Source organism: Roseovarius sp. ZX-A-9, from assembly GCF_028369135.1.
Taxonomy (GTDB): domain Bacteria; phylum Pseudomonadota; class Alphaproteobacteria; order Rhodobacterales; family Rhodobacteraceae; genus Roseovarius.
This window is the reverse complement of sequence record NZ_JAPWHW010000001.1, coordinates 120,774-140,196: the sequence shown is the minus strand read 5'-3', so window position 1 is coordinate 140,196 and position 19,423 is coordinate 120,774. Positions and strand designations below refer to the sequence as shown.

The 19,423-nt window shown below is 63.6% G+C and carries 18 protein-coding genes, 1 pseudogene and 1 riboswitch; of the genes and pseudogenes, 10 read left to right on the top strand and 9 right to left on the bottom strand.

What is annotated here, in order from left to right; genetic code table 11:
* Window positions 1-11: 11 nt before the first annotated feature.
* Window positions 12-800, bottom strand: coding sequence for a 5-oxoprolinase subunit PxpA (locus O3306_RS00700; RefSeq protein WP_272001916.1), 789 nt, complete (start codon window positions 798-800; stop codon window positions 12-14).
* A gap of 140 nt (window positions 801-940) precedes the next feature.
* On the opposite strand from O3306_RS00700, the gene O3306_RS00695 reads away from it, so the two are divergent.
* The gene (locus O3306_RS00695; RefSeq protein WP_272001913.1) at window positions 941-1,825 is read left to right on the top strand and encodes a LysR family transcriptional regulator; all 885 of its coding nucleotides are present in this window, start codon (window positions 941-943) and stop codon (window positions 1,823-1,825) included.
* Window positions 1,826-1,887: 62 nt separating this feature from the next.
* Here the strand turns inward: O3306_RS00695 and O3306_RS00690 are convergent, their stop codons facing one another.
* The 3 genes from O3306_RS00690 to O3306_RS00680 all read right to left on the bottom strand — a co-directional run bounded on the left by O3306_RS00690 (window position 1,888) and on the right by O3306_RS00680 (window position 6,129).
* On the bottom strand, window positions 1,888-3,177 hold the full coding sequence (locus tag O3306_RS00690; RefSeq protein WP_272001910.1) for an acetylornithine deacetylase/succinyl-diaminopimelate desuccinylase family protein: 1,290 nt from the start codon (window positions 3,175-3,177) through the stop codon (window positions 1,888-1,890).
* Between the two features lie 97 nt (window positions 3,178-3,274).
* On the bottom strand, window positions 3,275-4,870 hold the full coding sequence (gene serA / locus O3306_RS00685) for a phosphoglycerate dehydrogenase (RefSeq protein ID WP_272001907.1): 1,596 nt from the start codon (window positions 4,868-4,870) through the stop codon (window positions 3,275-3,277).
* A 110-nt stretch (window positions 4,871-4,980) separates the two neighbouring features.
* Entirely contained in the window at window positions 4,981-6,129 is a 1,149-nt protein-coding gene (locus tag O3306_RS00680; protein ID WP_272001905.1) for a phosphoserine transaminase, read from the bottom strand.
* Between the two features lie 239 nt (window positions 6,130-6,368).
* Between O3306_RS00680 and serB the strand changes: the two genes are divergently transcribed.
* Window positions 6,369-7,241 carry a phosphoserine phosphatase SerB gene (serB, locus tag O3306_RS00675; protein WP_272001902.1) on the top strand — a complete coding sequence of 291 codons (873 nt, stop codon included), beginning with the start codon at window positions 6,369-6,371 and terminating at the stop codon, window positions 7,239-7,241.
* A gap of 48 nt (window positions 7,242-7,289) precedes the next feature.
* Here serB and O3306_RS00670 read toward each other — a convergent pair.
* Window positions 7,290-7,723: pseudogene (locus tag O3306_RS00670) on the bottom strand (6,7-dimethyl-8-ribityllumazine synthase).
* Window positions 7,724-7,803: 80 nt separating this feature from the next.
* A riboswitch (FMN riboswitch) is annotated at window positions 7,804-7,957 on the bottom strand.
* 54 nt (window positions 7,958-8,011) lie between these two features.
* The gene (locus tag O3306_RS00665; protein ID WP_272001901.1) at window positions 8,012-9,007 is read right to left on the bottom strand and encodes an asparaginase; all 996 of its coding nucleotides are present in this window, start codon (window positions 9,005-9,007) and stop codon (window positions 8,012-8,014) included.
* Window positions 9,008-9,187: 180 nt separating this feature from the next.
* On the opposite strand from O3306_RS00665, the gene O3306_RS00660 reads away from it, so the two are divergent.
* The 4 genes from O3306_RS00660 to O3306_RS00645 all read left to right on the top strand — a co-directional run bounded on the left by O3306_RS00660 (window position 9,188) and on the right by O3306_RS00645 (window position 11,999).
* A complete protein-coding gene (locus O3306_RS00660; protein WP_272001899.1) occupies window positions 9,188-9,715 on the top strand; it encodes an invasion associated locus B family protein in 528 nt (175 codons plus the stop codon).
* Window positions 9,716-9,873: 158 nt separating this feature from the next.
* Window positions 9,874-11,055: a 23S rRNA (adenine(2503)-C(2))-methyltransferase RlmN gene (gene rlmN / locus O3306_RS00655; RefSeq protein WP_272001896.1), complete on the top strand. Its 1,182-nt coding sequence runs from the start codon at window positions 9,874-9,876 to the stop codon at window positions 11,053-11,055.
* A 129-nt stretch (window positions 11,056-11,184) separates the two neighbouring features.
* Window positions 11,185-11,394 carry a hypothetical protein gene (locus O3306_RS00650; protein WP_272001893.1) on the top strand — a complete coding sequence of 70 codons (210 nt, stop codon included), beginning with the start codon at window positions 11,185-11,187 and terminating at the stop codon, window positions 11,392-11,394.
* A 401-nt stretch (window positions 11,395-11,795) separates the two neighbouring features.
* Window positions 11,796-11,999 (top strand): hypothetical protein, encoded by a 204-nt coding sequence (locus O3306_RS00645; RefSeq protein WP_272001892.1) that lies wholly within the window; start codon window positions 11,796-11,798, stop codon window positions 11,997-11,999.
* A 76-nt stretch (window positions 12,000-12,075) separates the two neighbouring features.
* On the opposite strand, the gene O3306_RS00640 is transcribed toward O3306_RS00645, so the two are convergent.
* A complete protein-coding gene (locus O3306_RS00640; RefSeq protein ID WP_272001890.1) occupies window positions 12,076-12,894 on the bottom strand; it encodes an LOG family protein in 819 nt (272 codons plus the stop codon).
* A 78-nt stretch (window positions 12,895-12,972) separates the two neighbouring features.
* Here O3306_RS00640 and O3306_RS00635 point away from each other — a divergent pair, with 78 nt between their 5' ends.
* From O3306_RS00635 to O3306_RS00625, 3 genes are all read left to right on the top strand, one after another.
* On the top strand, window positions 12,973-13,881 hold the full coding sequence (locus O3306_RS00635; protein ID WP_272001887.1) for a threonine/serine dehydratase: 909 nt from the start codon (window positions 12,973-12,975) through the stop codon (window positions 13,879-13,881).
* Window positions 13,882-14,060: 179 nt separating this feature from the next.
* On the top strand, window positions 14,061-14,888 hold the full coding sequence (dapD, locus tag O3306_RS00630; RefSeq protein ID WP_272001885.1) for a 2,3,4,5-tetrahydropyridine-2,6-dicarboxylate N-succinyltransferase: 828 nt from the start codon (window positions 14,061-14,063) through the stop codon (window positions 14,886-14,888).
* Window positions 14,881-15,258 (top strand): hypothetical protein, encoded by a 378-nt coding sequence (locus O3306_RS00625; protein WP_442969959.1) that lies wholly within the window; start codon window positions 14,881-14,883, stop codon window positions 15,256-15,258. The genes dapD and O3306_RS00625 overlap by 8 nt, the downstream gene beginning before the upstream one ends.
* 27 nt (window positions 15,259-15,285) lie before the next feature.
* On the opposite strand, the gene O3306_RS00620 is transcribed toward O3306_RS00625, so the two are convergent.
* The gene (locus O3306_RS00620; RefSeq protein ID WP_272001881.1) at window positions 15,286-16,374 is read right to left on the bottom strand and encodes a Hint domain-containing protein; all 1,089 of its coding nucleotides are present in this window, start codon (window positions 16,372-16,374) and stop codon (window positions 15,286-15,288) included.
* A 2-nt stretch (window positions 16,375-16,376) separates the two neighbouring features.
* Window positions 16,377-17,960: a Hint domain-containing protein gene (locus O3306_RS00615; RefSeq protein WP_272002804.1), complete on the bottom strand. Its 1,584-nt coding sequence runs from the start codon at window positions 17,958-17,960 to the stop codon at window positions 16,377-16,379.
* 300 nt (window positions 17,961-18,260) lie between these two features.
* On the opposite strand from O3306_RS00615, the gene dapE reads away from it, so the two are divergent.
* A complete protein-coding gene (gene dapE, locus O3306_RS00610) occupies window positions 18,261-19,412 on the top strand; it encodes a succinyl-diaminopimelate desuccinylase (RefSeq protein ID WP_272001878.1) in 1,152 nt (383 codons plus the stop codon).
* Window positions 19,413-19,423 lie beyond the last annotated feature (11 nt).

Sequence of the window (19,423 nt, the reverse complement as noted above, 5' to 3'; positions counted from 1 at the left end):
TTGAAAAGGTCTCAGGTATCACTGCTCTGCGCCAAGACGTCCCTGGCGGGGGCAATGGAGATATCGTTTTCGTTCAGTGTCTTTCGAATGGCGCTGAGGATCTGGACCGCACCGGGCGTATCGGAATGAACGCAGATCGATTCAAACGCGACGTCGATCACCTTGCCGCTGGCGGTTTCGACCTTGCCTTCTTTGCAGGCGCGCAGGCATTTTTGCGCGATGGTATCGGGATCCATCGCCGTCGGCTTGCGGGTGAAAACGATAATCCCGTCGTCGCCATATTCTCGGTCGGAATAGAATTCGCGCACCACCGGCTGTGAAAGCCGCTTGGCCACCTCATAGGTCTTGGACGCTCCCATGCAGAACAGGATCAAGTCGGGACTCGTCTGCTGCAAGGTTTCGACCAGATGGCGCGACAGTTCCTCGTTGCGCGCCGCCTCCATATAGAGGGCGCCATGCGGTTTGACATGGCTCAACGTCACGTCGTGACGGCGGCCAAATTCCCGCAGGGCACCGATCTGGTAAAGGATATCGTTGACCAGCTCGTCCGTGGCGGCGTCGATGCGGCGGCGCCCGAACCCTTGCAAATCATTGTAGGAAGGGTGCGCACCAAGCCCGACGCCATGCGCCTTGGCCAGCGCGGCAACCCGGTTCATAGAATTGGGGTCGCCCGCGTGAAATCCGGTGGCCACATTGGCGGAACTGATGATCGCCATGAGTGCTTCATCGGGAGCGTCGCCGTAGGTCCAATGGCCAAAACCCTCGCCCATGTCGCAATTGAGATCGACAATCGTACGCATCAAACATCCCCCCTTCAGGTTGCCACGAGGAAGCTTGCAATGAAGAAGAGTGTTTGTAAATTTCAGATTTCTGATGCAACATTATCGGAAATTCCGATAATTCTGTGTTGGTTTGGGAGGGCGCGTTGAATTTTCGACAGTTGAAATATTTTGTCGCCACCGCCGAGACAGGGCAGGTCAGCCGCGCTGCCACGGCCCTGTCGATCTCGCAATCCTCGGTCACCGCCGCGATTCGCGAGCTGGAAACCTCGCTGGGCACGACGTTGTTCCTGCGCACCCATCACGGCATGGAACTGACCGACGCCGGGCGCGATCTGCTGACGTCGGCCTATGCGATCCTGTCGAAGGTCGAAGAAGCCCAAAGCCTGCGGCATCGCAACTCGGGCAGCTCGGGCACGATTCGCATTGCTGCCAGCTATACGGTAATCGGGTATTTCCTTCCCTTTCATCTGGATCGGCTACGCCGCCTGCATCCCAATCTGGATATTCGCCTGTTCGAGCAGAACCGCGACAGCATTGAAGAGGGGCTGTTATCTGACCGGTTCGATATCGCGGTTCTGCTTACATCGAACATCAGTAACCCCGAGCTGGATTGCGAAACCCTGATGCGCTCCACCCGGCGGTTGTGGGTGTCCAGCGGTCACCGCTTTGCACATCGCACCAAGGTGGATTTCGACGACATCGCCGAAGAGCATTATATAATGCTGACCGTCGACGAAGCGGCGAACACCGCGATGAAATACTGGAGCCAGCAGAAGGTCCAGCCGAAGGTCAGTCTGCGCACCTCGTCGGTCGAGGCCGTTCGCTCGATGGTGGCCAACGGGCAGGGGGTCGCGATCCTGTCGGACATGGTGTATCGGCCATGGTCGCTGGAGGGTAAGCGCATCGCCACGGTCATGACCGAAACGCCGGTGCCGACGATGGATGTCGGGCTGGCCTGGCGCAGGGACGCCGGTTTTTCACCTCAGATGCAATTGATTTATGACTACTTCCGGCATGCCTTCAATTCACCCTATGCCACGTAAACTCCAGCCACGCCTGCGCGCGTGGCGTTTCCCGGCAATGCCGGGCCGGGGATAGGCACAAATCAAGGGTCTACGGGCACCAGCAGTTCTGCCAGGCTCAAAGCCATCACCTGCGCAGCCTGCACCATGTCGTCGATCCCGACATATTCGTCAGGTTTATGCGCCAGGTCGAGAATTCCCGGCCCATAGGCGATGCAGTTCTTCAGCCGCCCGATCCGGTCGATATGTTTCTGGTCATAGGTGCCGGGGCTGACCACGTAATCCGGCGGGTGGCCCAGCGTCGCCTCGATCGCGCGGGCGACGGTGGTGACGATGGGCGCATCCCTGTCGGTCATGCTGGGCAGGACACGGTGCAGTTCGCGCAGATCATAGTCAAATCCGGTGCGCGCGGCGCCGACACGGGCAAGCATGGCACGGAATTCGGCCTCGACCTCGGTGATGTCCTCTTCGATCAGGAATCGCCGGTCGATCACCATGCGGCAGCGGTCGGGCACGCAGGGGCTGGGCAGGCCGGTATAGTCCAACGCCTGTTCTGGCTCGCCGCCATGGATCGAGTTGATGTTGAGCGTGGACTGACGCGCGCCGTCGGGCACCACTGGCATATCGGTGCGGCGTGCGGCCAGCGCGGGAAACAGGCTGCGCTCCATCTCGGCCACCACGGCCCCCATGTGGCGCACCGCGCAATCCCCGAGAAAGGGCATCGAGCCGTGGGCGATCTCGCCCTTGGTTTCCAGCTCGGCCCACCAGACGCCGCGATGGCCTAGGCAGATGCGCTCCTTGTTCAGGGGTTCGGGGATGATGACATGCTGTACGCGGGCGGGATCGAAATAGCCGCGCTCGGCCAGGTAGGCGACGCCGCCAAAGCCGCCGGATTCCTCGTCCGCTGTTCCGCTGATCTCGATCGCGCCTGCGTAGTCGGGGCAGGTTTCGACAAAGGCCTCGGCGGCGATGATCGAGGCGGCCAGCCCGCCTTTCATGTCGCAGGCGCCGCGCCCATAGATCTTGCCGTCGATGACTTCGCCGCCGAAGGGATCAACCGTCCAGCCATGGCCGACCTCGACCACGTCGATATGGCTGTTGAAATGCACGCAGTCGCCCGCATCGGTGCCTGCGCGCCGTGCTACGATGTTCCAGCGCGGGTATTGGTCACTGTCGCCCGGTGCACCTGTGGCGCGGATCAGTTCTGTCTCGAAGCCCGCGCCCAGAAGGCGGCGGTCGAGATATTCGCAGATTTCCAGGTAATGCGCGCCCGGCGGGTTGAGCGTGGGAATGCGGATCAGATCCTGCGTCAGCGCGATAAGGTCATCGCGCCGCGCCGTAATCGCTGCCTTTAGCTGGTCCTGCATACTCATCAAAGGCCCCTTTCCGGGGCTGACTATGGAACGCGGGGACAGGCCAGGCAAGGCACAAGCACGCGGCCCCGGACGTGCCCCGGGCCGCGTGTCAGGTTCAGCCGACGTCGAAGTGGAGCGGCTTGATCTGCTGGAAGAGGCCGGTTTCGTGCAGCTTTTCGATCAGATTCTGTGGTACCGGCGCATCGACATAGAGAAGGGCAATCGCCTCGCCACCCGGAGCGATTCGACCAAGGGTAAAGTTGGCGATGTTCACCCCGTTGCCGCCCAGCGTCTGGCCCAGGGCACCGATAATGCCCGGCTCGTCGCGGTTGGTAGTGTAGAGCATGTATTCGCCGATTTCAGCGTCGATATTGATACCCTTGATCTGGATGAAGCGAGGTTTGCCATCCGAGAACACCGTGCCACCGATGGAGCGTTCACGTTGATCCGTGACCACGGTCAGCTTGATATAACCCTCGAATGCGCCGGACTTGTCCTGCTTGGTGGTGCTGATCTTGACGCCGCGTTCCTTGGCCACCACGGGGGCGGAAACCATGTTTACCTCGGGGTTGACCGATTTCATGATACCCGCCACGGCGGCGCTGGTCAGGGCTGCCAGGTTCATATCCGATGCGACACCATCATAGAGGATGTTGATCGCCTTGATCGGCTCGGTGGTCATCTGGCCGATGAAGGCGCCCAGATGGTCGGCAAGCTTGATCCACGGGCCCATGACCTTGGCCTCTTCGGCAGTCACCGAGGGCATGTTCAGCGCGTTGGTCACGGCACCGGTCAGCAGGTAATCCGACATCTGTTCGGCCACTTGCAGCGCCACGTTTTCCTGTGCCTCGGTGGTGGCTGCGCCCAGATGTGGGGTGCAGACTACGTTCGGCAGGCCGAACAGCGGGTTCTCGGTTGCGGGTTCCTCGGCGAAGACGTCAAAGCCCGCACCAGCGACATGGCCGGATTTCAGCAGATCGGCCAGCGCCTCTTCGTCGACCAGACCGCCACGGGCGCAGTTGATGATGCGCACGCCGGGTTTGGTTTTTTCCAATGCCTCACGGCTGAGGATGTTGCGGGTCTGGTCCGTCAGGGGGACGTGAAGGGTGATGAAATCGGCGCGGGTCAGCAGCTCTTCCAGCTCGACCTTTTCAACGCCGATCTTGTCGGCCTTTTCCTGACCGAGGAAGGGATCATAGGCGATGACCTTCATCTTGAGCCCGCGCGCTCGGTCGCAAACGATGCCGCCGATATTGCCGGCACCGATAACGCCCAATGTCTTGTTGGTCAGCTCGACCCCCATGAATTTGGACTTTTCCCATTTGCCGGCATGGGTTGATGCGCTGGCCTCGGGGATTTGGCGGGCCACGGCGAACATCATCGCGATGGCATGTTCGGCGGTGGTGATCATGTTGCCGAAGGGCGTGTTCATCACGATCACACCCTTTTTCGAGGCGGCGACCTTGTCGATATTGTCGGTGCCGATACCCGCGCGGGCGATGACCTTGAGGTTGTCGGCGGCGGCGAGGATCTTCTCGGTCACCTTGGTGGCGGACCGGATGGCGAGGCCGTCATACTGGCCAATCACTTCGGCCAGTTTTTCCTTGTCCTTGCCCAGGTCGGGCTGGAAATCCACGTCGATGCCGCGGTCGCGGAAGATCTGCACGGCGGTTTCGGAGAGCTTGTCGGAGACGAGTACTTTGGGTGCCATTTGGGGCTCCAGTTCTGATGTCGGTATTACGTCGGTATCGCGTCGGTAACGGGGCGGTGCATGGCGTGCCGGGCTGAAGCCCGGCACGCCTGCGCGCCGTAGGCAGGGCTCTAGCCCGGCAGGTTCGCGATTTCGGATTGGTATGCCCAGTCGATCCAGGGCATCAGTGCCGCCAGATCGGAGGTCTCGACCGTGCCGCCGCACCAGATGCGCAGGCCCGGAGGTGCGTCACGGTAGGCGCCGATATCGAGCGCCACGCCTTCGGCCTCCAGCCGTTTGGCGACGGCCTTGGCAAAACTGGCGCCGTCCGCGATGCGCGGATCGGTGAAGCTGAGACAGACCGAGGTGTTGGAGCGTGTGGCGGGATCGACGGCAAGGTTGCCGATCCAGTCACGCGCATCGCAGAAATCCGCGATCACCTTCGTGTTGGCGTCCGCGCGGGCGATCAGGCCCGAGAGGCCACCCACCGAGCGCGCCCAGTCGAGCGCCAGCAGGTAATCTTCGACCGCCAGCATCGACGGTGTGTTGATCGTCGCGCCCTCGAAGATTCCTTCGATCAGCTTGCCGCCTTTGGTCAGGCGGAAGATCTTGGGCAGGGGCCAGGGGGGCGTGTAACTTTCAAGCCGCTCCACTGCGCGGGGGCTGAGCACGATCATGCCATGCGCGGCCTCGCCGCCCAGCACTTTCTGCCAGCTGAAGGTGGTCACATCCAGCTTGTCCCAGGGCAGGTCCTGGGCGAAGGCGGCGGAAGTGGCGTCGCAGATGGTCAGGCCCGCGCGGTCGGATTTGATCCAGTCGCCATTCGGGACGCGCACGCCCGAGGTGGTGCCGTTCCATGTGAAAACGACGTCATTGTCGGTATCGACGGTGCTGAGATCAACGATCTGGCCGTAATCGGCGGTCTTGATCTCTGCGTCCAGCTTGAGCTGTTTCACGACATCCGTCACCCAGCCCGCGCCAAAGCTTTCCCAAGCCAGCATCTCGACCTTGCGCGCACCCAGTAGGTTCCACATCGCCATCTCGACCGCGCCGGTATCAGAGGCGGGCACGATCCCGATACGGTAATCGTCAGGGATGCCCAGCACTTCGCGGGTGCCTTCGATGGCCGATTTCAGGCGCGCCTTGCCGACAGCGGCACGGTGGCTGCGACCCAAGGGGGCGTCGGCCAGTTTGGCAACATTGAATGTGGGGGGTTTGGCACAGGGGCCAGAAGAAAAACGCGGATTGGCCGGCCGCGATGCCGGTTGTTGTATAGCCATTGATGCTATCCTTCCAGATAAGCGCCCTTCGTTGGGGAAGGGTGTCCCACCGCCGGACATACGGCCAGTCCGGGCCTTTCGCAAGCGCAGAAATGCGGCTATAGCGCCGCTTGAGGCGATAAATGCGACGCGGGAGACCATGATCGGACATTGCGGGGGCATCCCCAGCGGCAGGGGCAGGGTGCGCCGCCGCGCGCAGCGCCAACCATCTATCCCTTTGATAGCCAAGGATTAACACCATGTTCACCGCCACACTGATCGCCGCGCCGGGCACGCTTGATCCCGCGCTTGTCGAAAATCTGCGAAATGCCTGGGGTGGGGGTGACGCACAGTGGCTTTGTCCTGACGAGGCGGCGGAATTCGCGCTGACGCGGATGCCGGAAAACCGCTGGCAGGTGTGGGACGATCTGCAAAAGCTGCGTGTCGATCTGGTGGTGCAGCCGCAGGCGGGCCGGCGCAAGACCATGCTGCTGGCCGATATGGACAGCACGATGATCGAGCAGGAATGTATCGACGAATTGGCCGAAGAGGCCGGCGTCGGCGATCATGTCCGGGCGATCACCGCGCGCGCGATGAATGGTGAGATTGATTTCGAGGGCGCGCTGATCGAGCGTGTCGGCCTGCTGAAAGGGCTTTCCGAGAGCATCATCGCCAAGGTTCTGGCCGAGCGAATCACCTTCATGCCGGGGGGCAGGGCGCTGGTGGCGACGATGCGGGCCAATGGCGGCCATGCGGCGCTGGTGTCGGGAGGCTTCACGGCCTTTACCGCTCGGGTGGCGGGGGCGTTGGGGTTCGATGAGCATCGCGCCAACACATTGCTGGCTGACAATGGCCAACTGACCGGAGACGTGGCGCGCCCCATTCTGGGACGGCAGGCAAAGGTCGAGGCGCTGGAGCAGATCGCCGCGCGGCTGGGCCTGTCCGAGGCGGATGTGATCGCGGTGGGGGACGGGGCCAATGATCTGGGCATGTTGGGGCGCGCGGGAACCGGCGTGGCGCTGCATGCCAAGCCAAGTGTGGCCGCCGAATGTGATGTGCGGATTAACCACGGCGACCTGACGGCGTTGCTCTATCTGCAGGGCTATGCGCGCACCGAGTTCGTGACCGACTGAAGGCACCCCCGCATGGTTGCGGGGGTGCCTGTAAGGGCGAAAGCGCCGCTAGGCGGCCAGCGCCGCGCGGGCCCGGCCGATCATCAGTGCGGCCTCGGCGGCCTCGCGGCCCTTTTCGACGAAATGCGCGGCGAAGATCGCGCTGTGATGCGGGCCTTCGTGATACTGGTGCGGCGTCAGCGACACCGACAGCACCGGCACGCCGCTGTCCAGACCGGCCCGCATCAGCCCGTCCACCACCGCTTGGGCGACAAACTCGTGCCGGTAGATCCCGCCATCTACCACCAGCGCGGCGCAGGCCACGGCACCGTAGCGGCCGGTCATCGCCAGATCGCGCGCCAGCAGCGGCATTTCGAACGCGCCGGGCACGTCATAGACATCGATCCGGTCGGGGGGATCACCTGGGTAAATCCGTCCAGCGCGCGGCTGACGATTTCGGTGTGCCAGTTGGCTTTGATAAAGGCGTATCGGGTGTGTGTCATCTTGGCTCCTTTCGCATATCGACACGTTCACCGCAGGCGAAGGACGACAGGGCTGACGGTGCGCGCGCACCGCTGGAACCTGACGTTCTCTCTCATCCGGACTATGACCGTCGGCTCTGGAATCACACCAGATCTGCTGTCACCCCGGCTTTGGGCCAAGGCCGCTCGCGGGCTTGAGGCACGAAATGGCCCCTTACCGCCGGTGGGGAATTTCACCCCGCCCTGAGAACGCGGCAAAGATGGCCGAGAATGCAGTTCCCGGCAAGCATGATTTACGCTCGGGCGGGTCTAAAGCAGTGCTGCCGCGGGCCGGATCTCGCCGGTGACGATCCCGCGGCGGTTGGTGATCGGTGCGTTCATGTATTTGCGCGCGGCGGGATGCTCTGGATCCAGCACCCCCAGTTGCACCAGCAATGCGGCGATGGCGCATTCCGCGCCGCGGGTCGTGCCGTCCGCGATCTTGAGCGCGACGCCCAGGCCGCGCTGGGGCAGGATCGCGACGAAGAACGCCTCGGCCCCGGTTTTCAGCGCAACAGGCTCGGTGCAGGCGCGCATCAACTCGGTACAGGCGCGGCCTTCGCCCGCGACCAGTTCGGGGTGGCTGACCATCGCCTGCCAGAGCTGGACCGCGGCACTCTGGCGCGAATCGCTGCCTTCGCGGGCCGTGGCGAAATAGGCCATCGCGCGGGCCATGCCGTGCAGCGTGGTGATGTGATTGGGGGCCGAGCAGCCGTCGATGCCATAGCCGGGGCTGGTCACGCCGGTGACTTCCTCGTAGGCGGCGAGGCAGGCGCGCTGAACGGGGTGGTCGATGTCGATATATTCCGGCCCTGCGCCGAGATGCTTGCCCAGCGTCAGAAACCCCGCATGTTTGCCCGAGCAGTTGTTATGGACCTGGCAGGGGGCCGTCCCCGCGCAGAGCATCGCGTCATGGGTTTGCGGATCATAGGGCAGATGCGCGCCGCAGCGGAAATCATCGTCGTCGAACCCCAGACCGGTGATCCAGCGGTTCACGCGTTCGGTATGGATCGCCGCGCCGTTATGGGATGCACAGGCCAGCGCCAGTTGCTCTGTCCCCAGACCAAGCGCCGCCGCGGCCCCGCTTTCGACCAGCGGCAGGGCCTGCAGCATCTTGCACGAACTGCGCGGCAGAACCTGCGCATCCGGGTCGCCCCAGGCCTGAACGATCTCGCCATCGGCGCCGCAAATCACCGCCTGACCCCAGTGAATACTTTCGGCGAGCGGACCACGCCAGATTTCGACCATTGCAACAGGCTGTGACATCATATCCTCCCCGGCGATCGCGGCTGTGCGATTTTCCGCCAATTCATTCTTTCGTTTCTGGTCTGTTTCAGGCTATTGATGCACTATCGAGAGCAACCGACCGGGGCCAGTAGAAACCCGTATGCAACGGGACGCAACCGGTTCGAATTGAGGCTTAAGGACAGCTTGGAGGCTGGACATATGGTATCACAAGTAACGCGTGCTGCGCTCGCCCTGGGATTTTCCATTCTGGCGAGCGGTGCATTTGCACAGGCAGAAAGTAACAATCAGGTTGCCGCGAAAACCGCGTGGAGCGTCTTTGTCGACTCTGACCCTAAGGAATGCTGGGCGGTTTCAGCTCCGACAGAGACGGTCAACACGCGCGGTGGGCGTGTTGTGGCGGTGCGTCGCGGCGAAATCCTGTTCATGACATTTTTCCGCCCCGCGGCGGGGGTTGCCGGGCAGGTGGCCTTTACCGGTGGCTACCCGTTTGCGCCCGGATCGACCGTCGAGGTTGATATCAGCGGCGAAGAGTTCGAGCTCTATGCCGAGGGCGAATGGGCGTGGCCGGCCAGCACGGCCGACGATGCCAAGATCATCGCCGCGATGAAGCGGGGCGCAAGTGCGGTGCTGACCGCGCGCTCTTCGCGTGGCACGCAGACCAAGGATACCTTTTCGCTGCTGGGTTACACCGCGGCAATGGAAGAGGCTGAAAAGCGCTGCAAGTGATCGCAGCGCAGACTGGCGAACGCAGCAGGCCCTGACATGGCGTCGGGGCTTGGTCGTTTGTGCGGCGGGGGCCTGTGCTGCAAGGTGACGCACCCCCTTCGACTTTGCCGGGCGAATCCTGTAAGGAAACGCTTTGAGATCCGGAAGGCCCCACCCAGATGACCGACAAAGCCCCGATTACCCAGGATGTCCTGACCATCCCGCGCAAGATCCCCGAGGGTGGCAAGATCAACCTTGTCGGTCTTACGCGCGATGCGTTGCGCGAGACGTTGATCGCGCATGGCACGCCCGAAAAGCAGGCCAAGATGCGGGCCGGACAGATCTGGCAGTGGATCTACCAGTGGGGTGTGCGCGACTTTGCCGAGATGACCAACCTGGCCAAGGCCTACCGGGCCGAACTGGAAGAGCATTTCGTGGTCGCTGTGCCCGAGGTGGTCAGCAAGCAGGTCAGCACCGACGGCACGCGCAAATATCTCGTGCGGATCGCGGGCGGTCACGAGGTCGAGGTGGTTTATATCCCCGAGACGGATCGCGGCACGCTGTGCATCTCGTCGCAGGTGGGATGCACCCTGACCTGTTCATTCTGCCATACCGGCACGCAGAAACTGGTGCGCAATCTGACGGCGGGCGAAATCGTCGGTCAGGTCATGGTCGCGCGCGATGATCTGAACGAGTGGCCGGTGCCCGGCGCCCCCAAGGATGAGACCCGCCTGCTGAGCAATATCGTGCTTATGGGCATGGGCGAGCCGCTTTATAATTTCGAGAACGTGCGCGACGCGATGAAGATCGCGATGGACCCCGAGGGCATCCAGCTGTCGCGCCGCCGGATTACGCTGAGCACATCGGGCGTCGTGCCCGAGATTCACCGCACTGCCGCCGAGATCGGGTGCATGCTGGCGGTCAGCTTTCACGCGACCACGGACGAAGTGCGCGATGGTCTGGTGCCGATCAACAAGAAATGGAACATTGAGGCGTTGCTCGATGCGCTCCGCGAATACCCCAAGGTCAGCAATTCCGAGCGGATCACCTTCGAATATGTCATGCTGGACGGCATCAATGACAGCGACGACGACGCGCGCCGCCTCGTCAAGCTGATCGAGGGCATCCCGGCCAAGATCAACCTCATCCCGTTCAACGAATGGCCCGGCGCGCCCTACAAGCGCAGCTCGAACAACCGTATCCGCGCCTTTGCCGACATCATCTACAAGGCTGGCTATGCCAGCCCGATCCGCACCCCGCGTGGCGAGGATATCATGGCCGCCTGTGGCCAGCTGAAATCGGCCACCGAACGCGCCCGCAAGTCGCGGGCCGAGATCGCCGCGCAGGCCGGGCTGGGCTGAGCTGCGTGCTCAAATCACCTGAAAAGCGCTGATATTTGACCGCAGTCCGGCCACTTTTGCGTGCGAGCGTTGTTGAAACCCGAGATTGACCAACGGGTTTGCAACAATGCAGCAGAGGAGAGTTCGGGCATGGTTTATGTACACAGTGATCCAAACGTTCAGGCCGGTGTTCTGGCATTCGTGATGGGCGAACGTCGCCGCGCCACCAGCCTCACCGCCTGGCAGGATGCCTTGAAGAACCACGGCTACGCCGTGCAGAAGACTGACAAGGGCACATATGTCACCACGCTTCCGCATGGTGTTGAAGTGTGTCGCCTGCCCGAAGACGCGGTGCTCTGATCCGTAGCAGTTGCTGACACGGCATGCCGTTCCCTGACCGGGAGCGGCGCGCCGTGGAGATGGCCGGGCGCACGGCCCGCCGCCGCGACCACCACCTAAGCGCTTTGCGTTTGTCCTGAACCAGCGAAACCGCAACCCATATTGGGCGCGCCACCGCGCCGCAGGGCCCGACTTTCAAAGGCCCGGCACTTGCCCGCTTGTGGGCCGGGGATTGCCCGGAAAACATCCAGTTTAGCCCGCCCTGAACGGTGCTGCCCTGTGCAGTACCGCTGTCTGCGTTGTCCCTACAATGTGGCACGCCGCCCGTGAATAACCTCTAGCCCGCCTCATTCCGCGACGATTGTTGCCATCTGGGGGCATTATTCAGGTTGGATAGTACGATTGTAACAGGGAATGAAACGATGAACGAGTTTATGAAAAACGACAGCACTGACCTTCTGGAAATGGTGGTGCGCGAGCGCCGCCTGGCGGTTTCGGACCGCGAATGGCAGCACCGGCTGCGCGGGTATGGTTATGCCGTCCGCGACACCAAAGAAGGGCGCGTTCTGACGTCGCTGCTGCGTGGTGCATCCATCTGCAGCCTGCCCGCACATCTGGTCAGCTGAACGCGACAGCACGACCGGGCGCGGAAAATGAAGCATTTTCCGCTGCGTTTTCCGAATGGACTACGCTGACGCGCCCTTAGCAGTCGTCGTGCCACGCGTCGATGATCGCCGCAGCCTGCTCTGCCGTTTCGACGAACTGGAACAGCTCGAGATCCTCGGCCGAGATCGTGCCGGCATCTGCCAGAGCCTCCCAGTTGATGATCGAGCGCCAGAATTCCTCGCCAAAGAGCAGGAAGGGCATACGTTTCATCCGGTCCGTCTGGATCAGGGTCAATGCCTCGAACGTCTCGTCGAGCGTGCCAAAGCCGCCCGGAAAGACGCAGATCGCCCGCGCCCGCATGAGAAAATGCATCTTGCGGATCGCGAAGTAATGAAAATTGAAGCAAAGCCCCGGCGTGACGTATTCATTCGGGGCCTGTTCGTGCGGCAACACGATGTTGAGGCCGATGGACGAACCGCCCGCATCGTCCGCACCGCGGTTTCCCGCCTCCATCACCCCCGGTCCGCCGCCGGTGGCCACGACGAAGTGGCGCCCGTAGCTGGCCAGTGATTTCTCTGTCATCAGCCGGGCAAACTCGCGCGCCTCGGTATAGTATTTCGACAGGTCGGCCAGTGTTTCGGTCCGGGCCTCGCCCTTTTTCTCGGGCTCGGGGATGCGCGCGCCGCCGAACAGCACGACGGTGCTTTCGATGCCGCGCTCGTTCAGGATCATCTCGGGTTTCAGAAGTTCCAGTTGCAGACGTACCGGGCGCAGTTCCTCGCGACACATGAAATCGGTGTCGTTGAAGGCAAGCCGGTAGGCCGGGGCGCGGGTCTGCGGGGTGTCGGGGACCTGCTCTGCCGTGCTGCGGTCGGAATGGGCATCGCGAAACTGGCTCTGGCGGTCGTCTTTCATGGGGTACTTGATCCTTGACTGGCATCTGTGATCTTGAGCGTAGAGCGGAACGTATCCCATTACCAGCAGGAGCATGGCATGGACTGGAGCGGCGAGATCAGCGCGGCGGCGGCGCGCATTGCACCTTATTTGCGGCGCACGCCTGTGATGGATGTCGTGCTGGACGGGTTGCCCGTCGCGCTCAAGCTGGAACATCTGCAGCATACCGGCAGTTTCAAGGCGCGCGGCGCGTTCAACACGTTGCTCGGCGCGCCGGTCCCGGCGGCTGGTCTGGTGGCGGCGTCGGGGGGTAATCATGGGGCGGCAGTGGCCTATGCGGCCCGCACGCTGGGGCATGAGGCGCGGATCTACGTGCCCGAGATGGCCGGGCCCGCCAAGATCGCGCTGATCGAACGGCAGGGCGCGGACCTGGTGGTGCTGCCCGGAGCCTATGCCAATGCGCTGGAGGCGGCGCGTGCCTATGAGGCCGAGACCGGTGCGGCGCAGATCCATGCCTATGACGCCCCTTTGACGGTGGCCGGGCAGGGCACCTGCATGGCCGAGTGGGAGGCGCAGGGGCTGGAGGTCGATACAGTGCTGATCGCCGTGGGAGGTGGCGGCTTGATCGCCGGCGCGCTGGCCTGGCTGGGAGAGCGGCGCAAGGTCGTTGCGGTCGAGCCCGAGCGGTCCTGCGCGCTTCATGCGGCGCTGGCGGCGGGGCAGCCGGTTGATGTGGAGGTCGCTGGCGTTGCGGCCAATGCGCTGGGCGCGCGGCGGATCGGCGACATCTGTTTCGGCCTGGCGCGGGGGATCACCTCGGTGACGGTGACGGATGCCGCCATCACGGGCGCACAGGCGCTGCTCTGGCGCGAGATTCGGCAATTGGTCGAGCCTGCGGGTGCGACGGCGCTGGCGGCGCTGACCTCGGGTGCCTATGTGCCGTCCCCCGGCGAGCGGGTGGCGGTGCTGATCTGCGGTGGCAATATCGCACCGGACCCGCTGACATAGGCGGGATCGCCCGCGGCGGCAGCGGGATATGAGTATTTTTGGCAAAATGAAGGGACCGGGGCGTGCGCGCCGGTTACCGGTGGTTGCCGCCCGGTGGCGCTGGGTCGCAAAGGGTGGATGACCTTGGCCGCGCTATTCGTTATGGATTCGCGAAACAGTTCAGATCGGAGCCAACGCCCATGTCCAATACCCAGCTTGAAACCGCCATTGATGCCGCCTGGGAGGCGCGCGACCAGATCACGCCCGCCACCGGTGGCGAGACCCGTGAAGCCATCGAGGCGACGCTGGCGGCGCTTGACAGTGGTCAGTTGCGCGTGGCGGAGCCGCGCGAGGACGGCCAGTGGCATGTGAACCAGTGGGCCAAGAAGGCGGTTCTGCTGGGCTTCCGGCTGAAGGACATGGAGGCGCAGCCGGGTGGCCCGCAGGGCGGCGGCTGGTGGGACAAGGTCGACAGCAAGTTCAAGGGCTGGGGCGAGGCGGAATGGACCGGTGCGGGGTTCCGCGCCGTGCCCAGCTGCGTGGTGCGCAAGAGTGCGTATATCGCGCCCGGCGTGGTGCTGATGCCGTCATTCGTCAACCTGGGCGCCTATGTGGACGAGGGCACCATGGTCGACACATGGGCGACGGTGGGCAGCTGTGCGCAGATCGGCAAGAACGTGCACCTGTCGGGCGGTGTCGGGATCGGCGGAGTGCTGGAGCCGATGCAGGCGGGGCCGACGATCATCGAGGACAATTGTTTCATCGGGGCGCGTTCGGAAGTGGTCGAGGGTTGTATCGTGCGTGAGGGCAGCGTGCTGGGCATGGGTGTCTTCATCGGCCAGTCGACCAAGATCGTGGACCGCGAAACCGGCGAGATCATGTATGGCGAAGTGCCCAGTGGCTCGGTCGTCGTGGCGGGTTCGATGCCGAGCAAGGGTGGTGTTCACCTTTACTGCGCGGTGATCGTGAAGCGGGTGGACGCGCGCACGCGCTCGAAGACCTCGATCAATGAGTTGCTGCGTGACTGACGCGAAAAAGCCGAAGAAGCTGAATCGCCAGCAGGTCTATACCCTGCTGGTCGAGATCGGGCGCAAGGCGGGCGACGGCCTGCCGGAGAAGGCCACCGGTGCGGCATTGGTGGTCTATGCCTCGGGCGTGGACGAGGCCGAGGCGGTGCGCGAGACCGTTGCGATCCTCAAGCAGGCCGATACCGCGCCGCTGGACGTGAGCGGCTATGGCAGCCTGGCCGAGCGCGAGGCCGAAGGCCATGACATCCCCGAAGAAGAGCGCGTGCTGATGCAGCGGGCGCTGGATGAGAACGCGGTCATCGTGGCGCAGATGACGCCGTTTTTCGACGACGACTCGCGGGGCGACGGGGACGGGCATCAATTGCATTGAGCCGTGGCCGGGGGCACGCGGCGCGCATCAGGCGGCGCGGTGCTTGGCGAGGGTGACTGCCTCGAACGGGCGCAGGACCGGCCAGACCGGGCTGGCATGTTCGGGCAGGCGGTGGCGCGGGGCCGCGTGCAGGACACTTTCGGCCAGCGCGACGGGATCGCGGCGCAAGCGGCCGATATAGAGGCTCTCGACCGGGCAGCCGGCGGCGATGACCGCCGCATGTTCGGGCAGCAGGATGTGGTGATATGTCACCAGATCGGGGCCGTCGGAATAGAAGGCCGACACGCCGTTGACCAGATGTCGGGCGGGGACCAGCACGGCCTCGGCGCCGAACATGTACTCGACCTCGCTGCCATCGATCACCAGCCGCTGATGCGGCGCCAGCACGATGTCATGCGCCAGCCCGAAGAACGGCGCGCGCAGCCGTACCGGGCGCAGGCTGCCGCGGGCGGGCACGGTCTGGGACACGGTTTGCAGTACGGGGACGATGTCGCCGGTACTGGTCAGCACCGTGTCGCCGCGCCGCAACCGCGCGGCGGCGACCGGGCCATGCGGCGTTGCGATCGGGACATCGGCGGTCAGGCCCGGCATCGGGCCGATCGGTTCGACCTCATCGGAGACCGCCAGAAAGCTGACATCGGGATCCATTTCGCGCCGCGCGGGGTAGCGGGTGATCATCCGCAGATCTTCGAGCGGCATGGGATGAGGCGGTTGCAGGCTGCGGCTGCGGATGCGCCCTGCGGCCAGATGCTCCAGCGACAGGCGGCCCCAGCGGCGCGGTGCGTCCCAGCTGTAGCGGACGCGCACTTCGTCGCTGCGCCTGTCGAGGTCGTGGGGCAGCGCGGCATGACGGACATCGTTGCCCATCGCCTCGACCAGAACGATGCCGCCGCTGGGCATGACCTGCAGCGACAGCCCGCCCGACCAGGGTTGCGGGCGGTCGAAGCGCAGCAGGGTTTGTGGGCGTCCCTCGGGTGACAGGTGGGTTTCGATCAGCAACGTGCCACGCGGCGCGATGGCATCAAGGGGGATCGAAGGGTCCAGATTGTCGGCCTCCGGGAGCCCGGCACGGTTGAACCACCCGCCCATATGGTCGGAAATGCCGATCCAACCCATGGTCAGGCCACCAGCTGCGCGCTGCCGAGCAGCAGTTGAGCCTCGTAGCGTTTGAGCGTGCGGCGCGCCGCCGGGCTGTAGCCTGCGCCGGTCTCGCGGTCGATCTCGGGGAAAAGGGTGCAGATTTCATCGACGATCTCGGCTTCGAAACTGCTGGTGGTTTGCGGGCCGGGCAGAAAGCTCTCGGTTTCCAGCCCTTCGGAATAGACCACCTGATGCCGGTCAAAGAGGATATGGACGTAATCCACCAGACCGCCCTCGATCTGGCGCACCGACCGGTCATTGACCAGATCCCGGGCCGCCACCAGCACCTCGGCCTCGCCAAAGAGGAGTTCCGCCAGCGCATCGCGGATCAGCACCCGGTGCAGTGGCGACAGGAAGAGTTCGCCATGTTTGCCGAAAGTGTTGCGCGCGATGAAGATCGGCGCGAATTCGCCCTTTGCGGGCACCCGGCGCTCGCCGATCCAGCGCAGAGGCTGGGCGCCTTCGTCGCGGGTCATCACCAGATCGCCAGGTTTCAGGGTTTCAACCGCGACAGGGCCATCGGGGGTTTCGATCATCGTTCCGGCGACGAAACAGGGCACTGAATCCACCAGCACGAAGCCGGTATCGCTGATGCCGGTGTCCGACTCGGCCGTGTAGGTGAAGTTGAACTCTTCGGTGTCGCCGTCACCGTTCATGGTGAGCGTGCCGTCGGCGTTCAGCGTGACCGATTGCCCGGTGTTGAGCACAACCGTGTCGCCCGGTGACACTTCCTGACCGTTGATATGGGTGATCGTCAGGCTGCCGCCTGAGGGCGCCGTGTCATTGTCCAGAACGTCAACGGTGCGCGAGCCGTCCGGGTCGAGGCGGTAGTCGTCATCATTGACGACCACGCTGCCCTGAATGCTGCCGCCCGCGATCAGCAGGGTGGAATCGTAATTGCTGTCGGTGACATCGGCGATGCCGATCCGGATGGAGTTGACGACGCCGTCAATGACCGGGATCTTCAGCGTCAGGTTGACGGTAAAGCCGTCCATCTCGGTGTTGTGCTGATCGCTGGTGTTGTCGATAAAGAGGTTCTGGTTCACCCCGGCGTTCAGGTTGTTGGGGTCAACATCGCCGTCGCCGACGCTCAGATGGATCTGGGTGCCGTTGATCCAGACGCCGACGAAATCCTGGAAAGAGCCGATGGCGTATTCGGGATATTCTTCTGACGCAAAGACGAACTGCATCGACAGCATGTCGCCATCGGGGACGAAATCCACGTCGATATAGGACGCGTCATAGGTCCGCGCCCCGGCGGCAGCATTGAACATCGCGTTGTCGTTCTCGCCGCTGGAGGAGGTCGTTGTGCTGGAGCTTTCGTTCGACTGCCACCGGTTGTTGTTGGTAAACCCGCGCAGGTCGCCGGTCGAGAACATTACGCCGGTGTCGCCGGGCGTCACTGCGCCGGAGATTGCATCGCCGTCGGAATAGATGCCGGAACTGTCGCGGTCCCCGGTATAGGACGCGCTGATGATCTGGGTGTCGCTCCCGAACATCTCTTGCGCCATTTCTATCGCGCTGGCGTTTCTGTCGATTGGTAATTCCTTGCCTGCAACCATGTCCTGCCCCAGCCCTGTTGCCGGAGACAGCGCAAACACGCAGTCGGGCGGGAAAATTCCCGCCTTGTCCTAGTGGGTCGCTGATGCGATCCGCTCGATCAGGGGCCTTTTGCGGCCCCGCTGCTGTTGCCCTGCCTCGGGTCACTTTATTATTGAGAATGCTTTTAGCAATTTTTCTGCGTGCTGTTAAGACTTATCCACATGCAGGCCCGCACGCGGGATCGTGAGTGCGGCGGGTTTGCTACGGGCCGCGATTTGCGCTACCCGGAGGGCAGCCGGAAATGCCCTGCGAGAGACCCGATGCACAACACCCCCACCGATCCCGTCGAACTGACCGCAGCACTGGTGCGCTGCCCGTCCGTCACCCCCGCAGAAGGCGGGGCGCTGACCCTTTTGCAGGGGCTGCTGGAACCTGCCGGGTTCACCTGTACGCGGGTGGACCGGGGCGGCGTGCCCAACCTTTTTGCCCGCTGGGGGGCCAAGGGGGCGGAGCGCACATTTGGCTTTAACGGGCATACCGACGTGGTGCCGCTGGGCGACGAGGCGGCGTGGAGCGTGCCGCCCTTCGGGGCCGAGATCCGGGATGGCTATCTGTGGGGGCGTGGCGCGACGGATATGAAATCGGGCGTTGCCGCCTTTGCCGCCGCCGCAATTGATTTCGTGCGCGAGACGCCGCCCGACGGTGCCGTGATCCTGGCGATCACCGGCGACGAGGAGGGCGATGCACAGGACGGCACCATCGCGCTGCTGGACTGGATGCAGGGTGCGGGCGAGGCGATGTCGGTCTGTCTGGTGGGCGAGCCGACCTGCCCGGATACGATGGGCGAAATGATCAAGATCGGACGGCGCGGCTCGCTGAACGCGCATGTCAGCATCACCGGCGAGCAGGGCCATTCGGCCTATCCGCACCGCGCACGCAATCCGCTGCCGGCGATGGCGCGGCTGGTGGATCGGCTGTCGTCGCATGTGTTGGACGAGGGCACCGCGCATTTCGATCCCTCGACGCTGGCTGTTGTCACCATCGACACCGGCAACCCGGCCACCAACGTGATCCCGGCGAGCTGTCGTGCGACGCTGAACATCCGCTACAACGACGCCCATAGCGGCGCGTCCCTCACGCAATGGCTGCAAGCCGAGATGGACGGTGTCTGTGCCGAATTCGGCGTGACGGGCGAGATGCAGGTCAGGAACTCCGGCGAGAGCTTTGTCACTCCGCCGGGCGCGTTTTCTGATCTGATCGTGGAGGCGGTTGAGGCCGAGACCGGGCAGCGTCCGGTCCTGTCGACCTCGGGCGGCACGTCGGATGCGCGTTTCGTCAAGGATCACTGCCCGGTCGTCGAATGCGGCTTGGTAGGCCGGACGATGCACCAGGTGGACGAGCGTGTGAGCGTGGAACAGATTGGCCAGCTCAAGGCGATCTATACCCGCATCCTGCGCGCCTACTTTGCGTGACACTCCGCTTG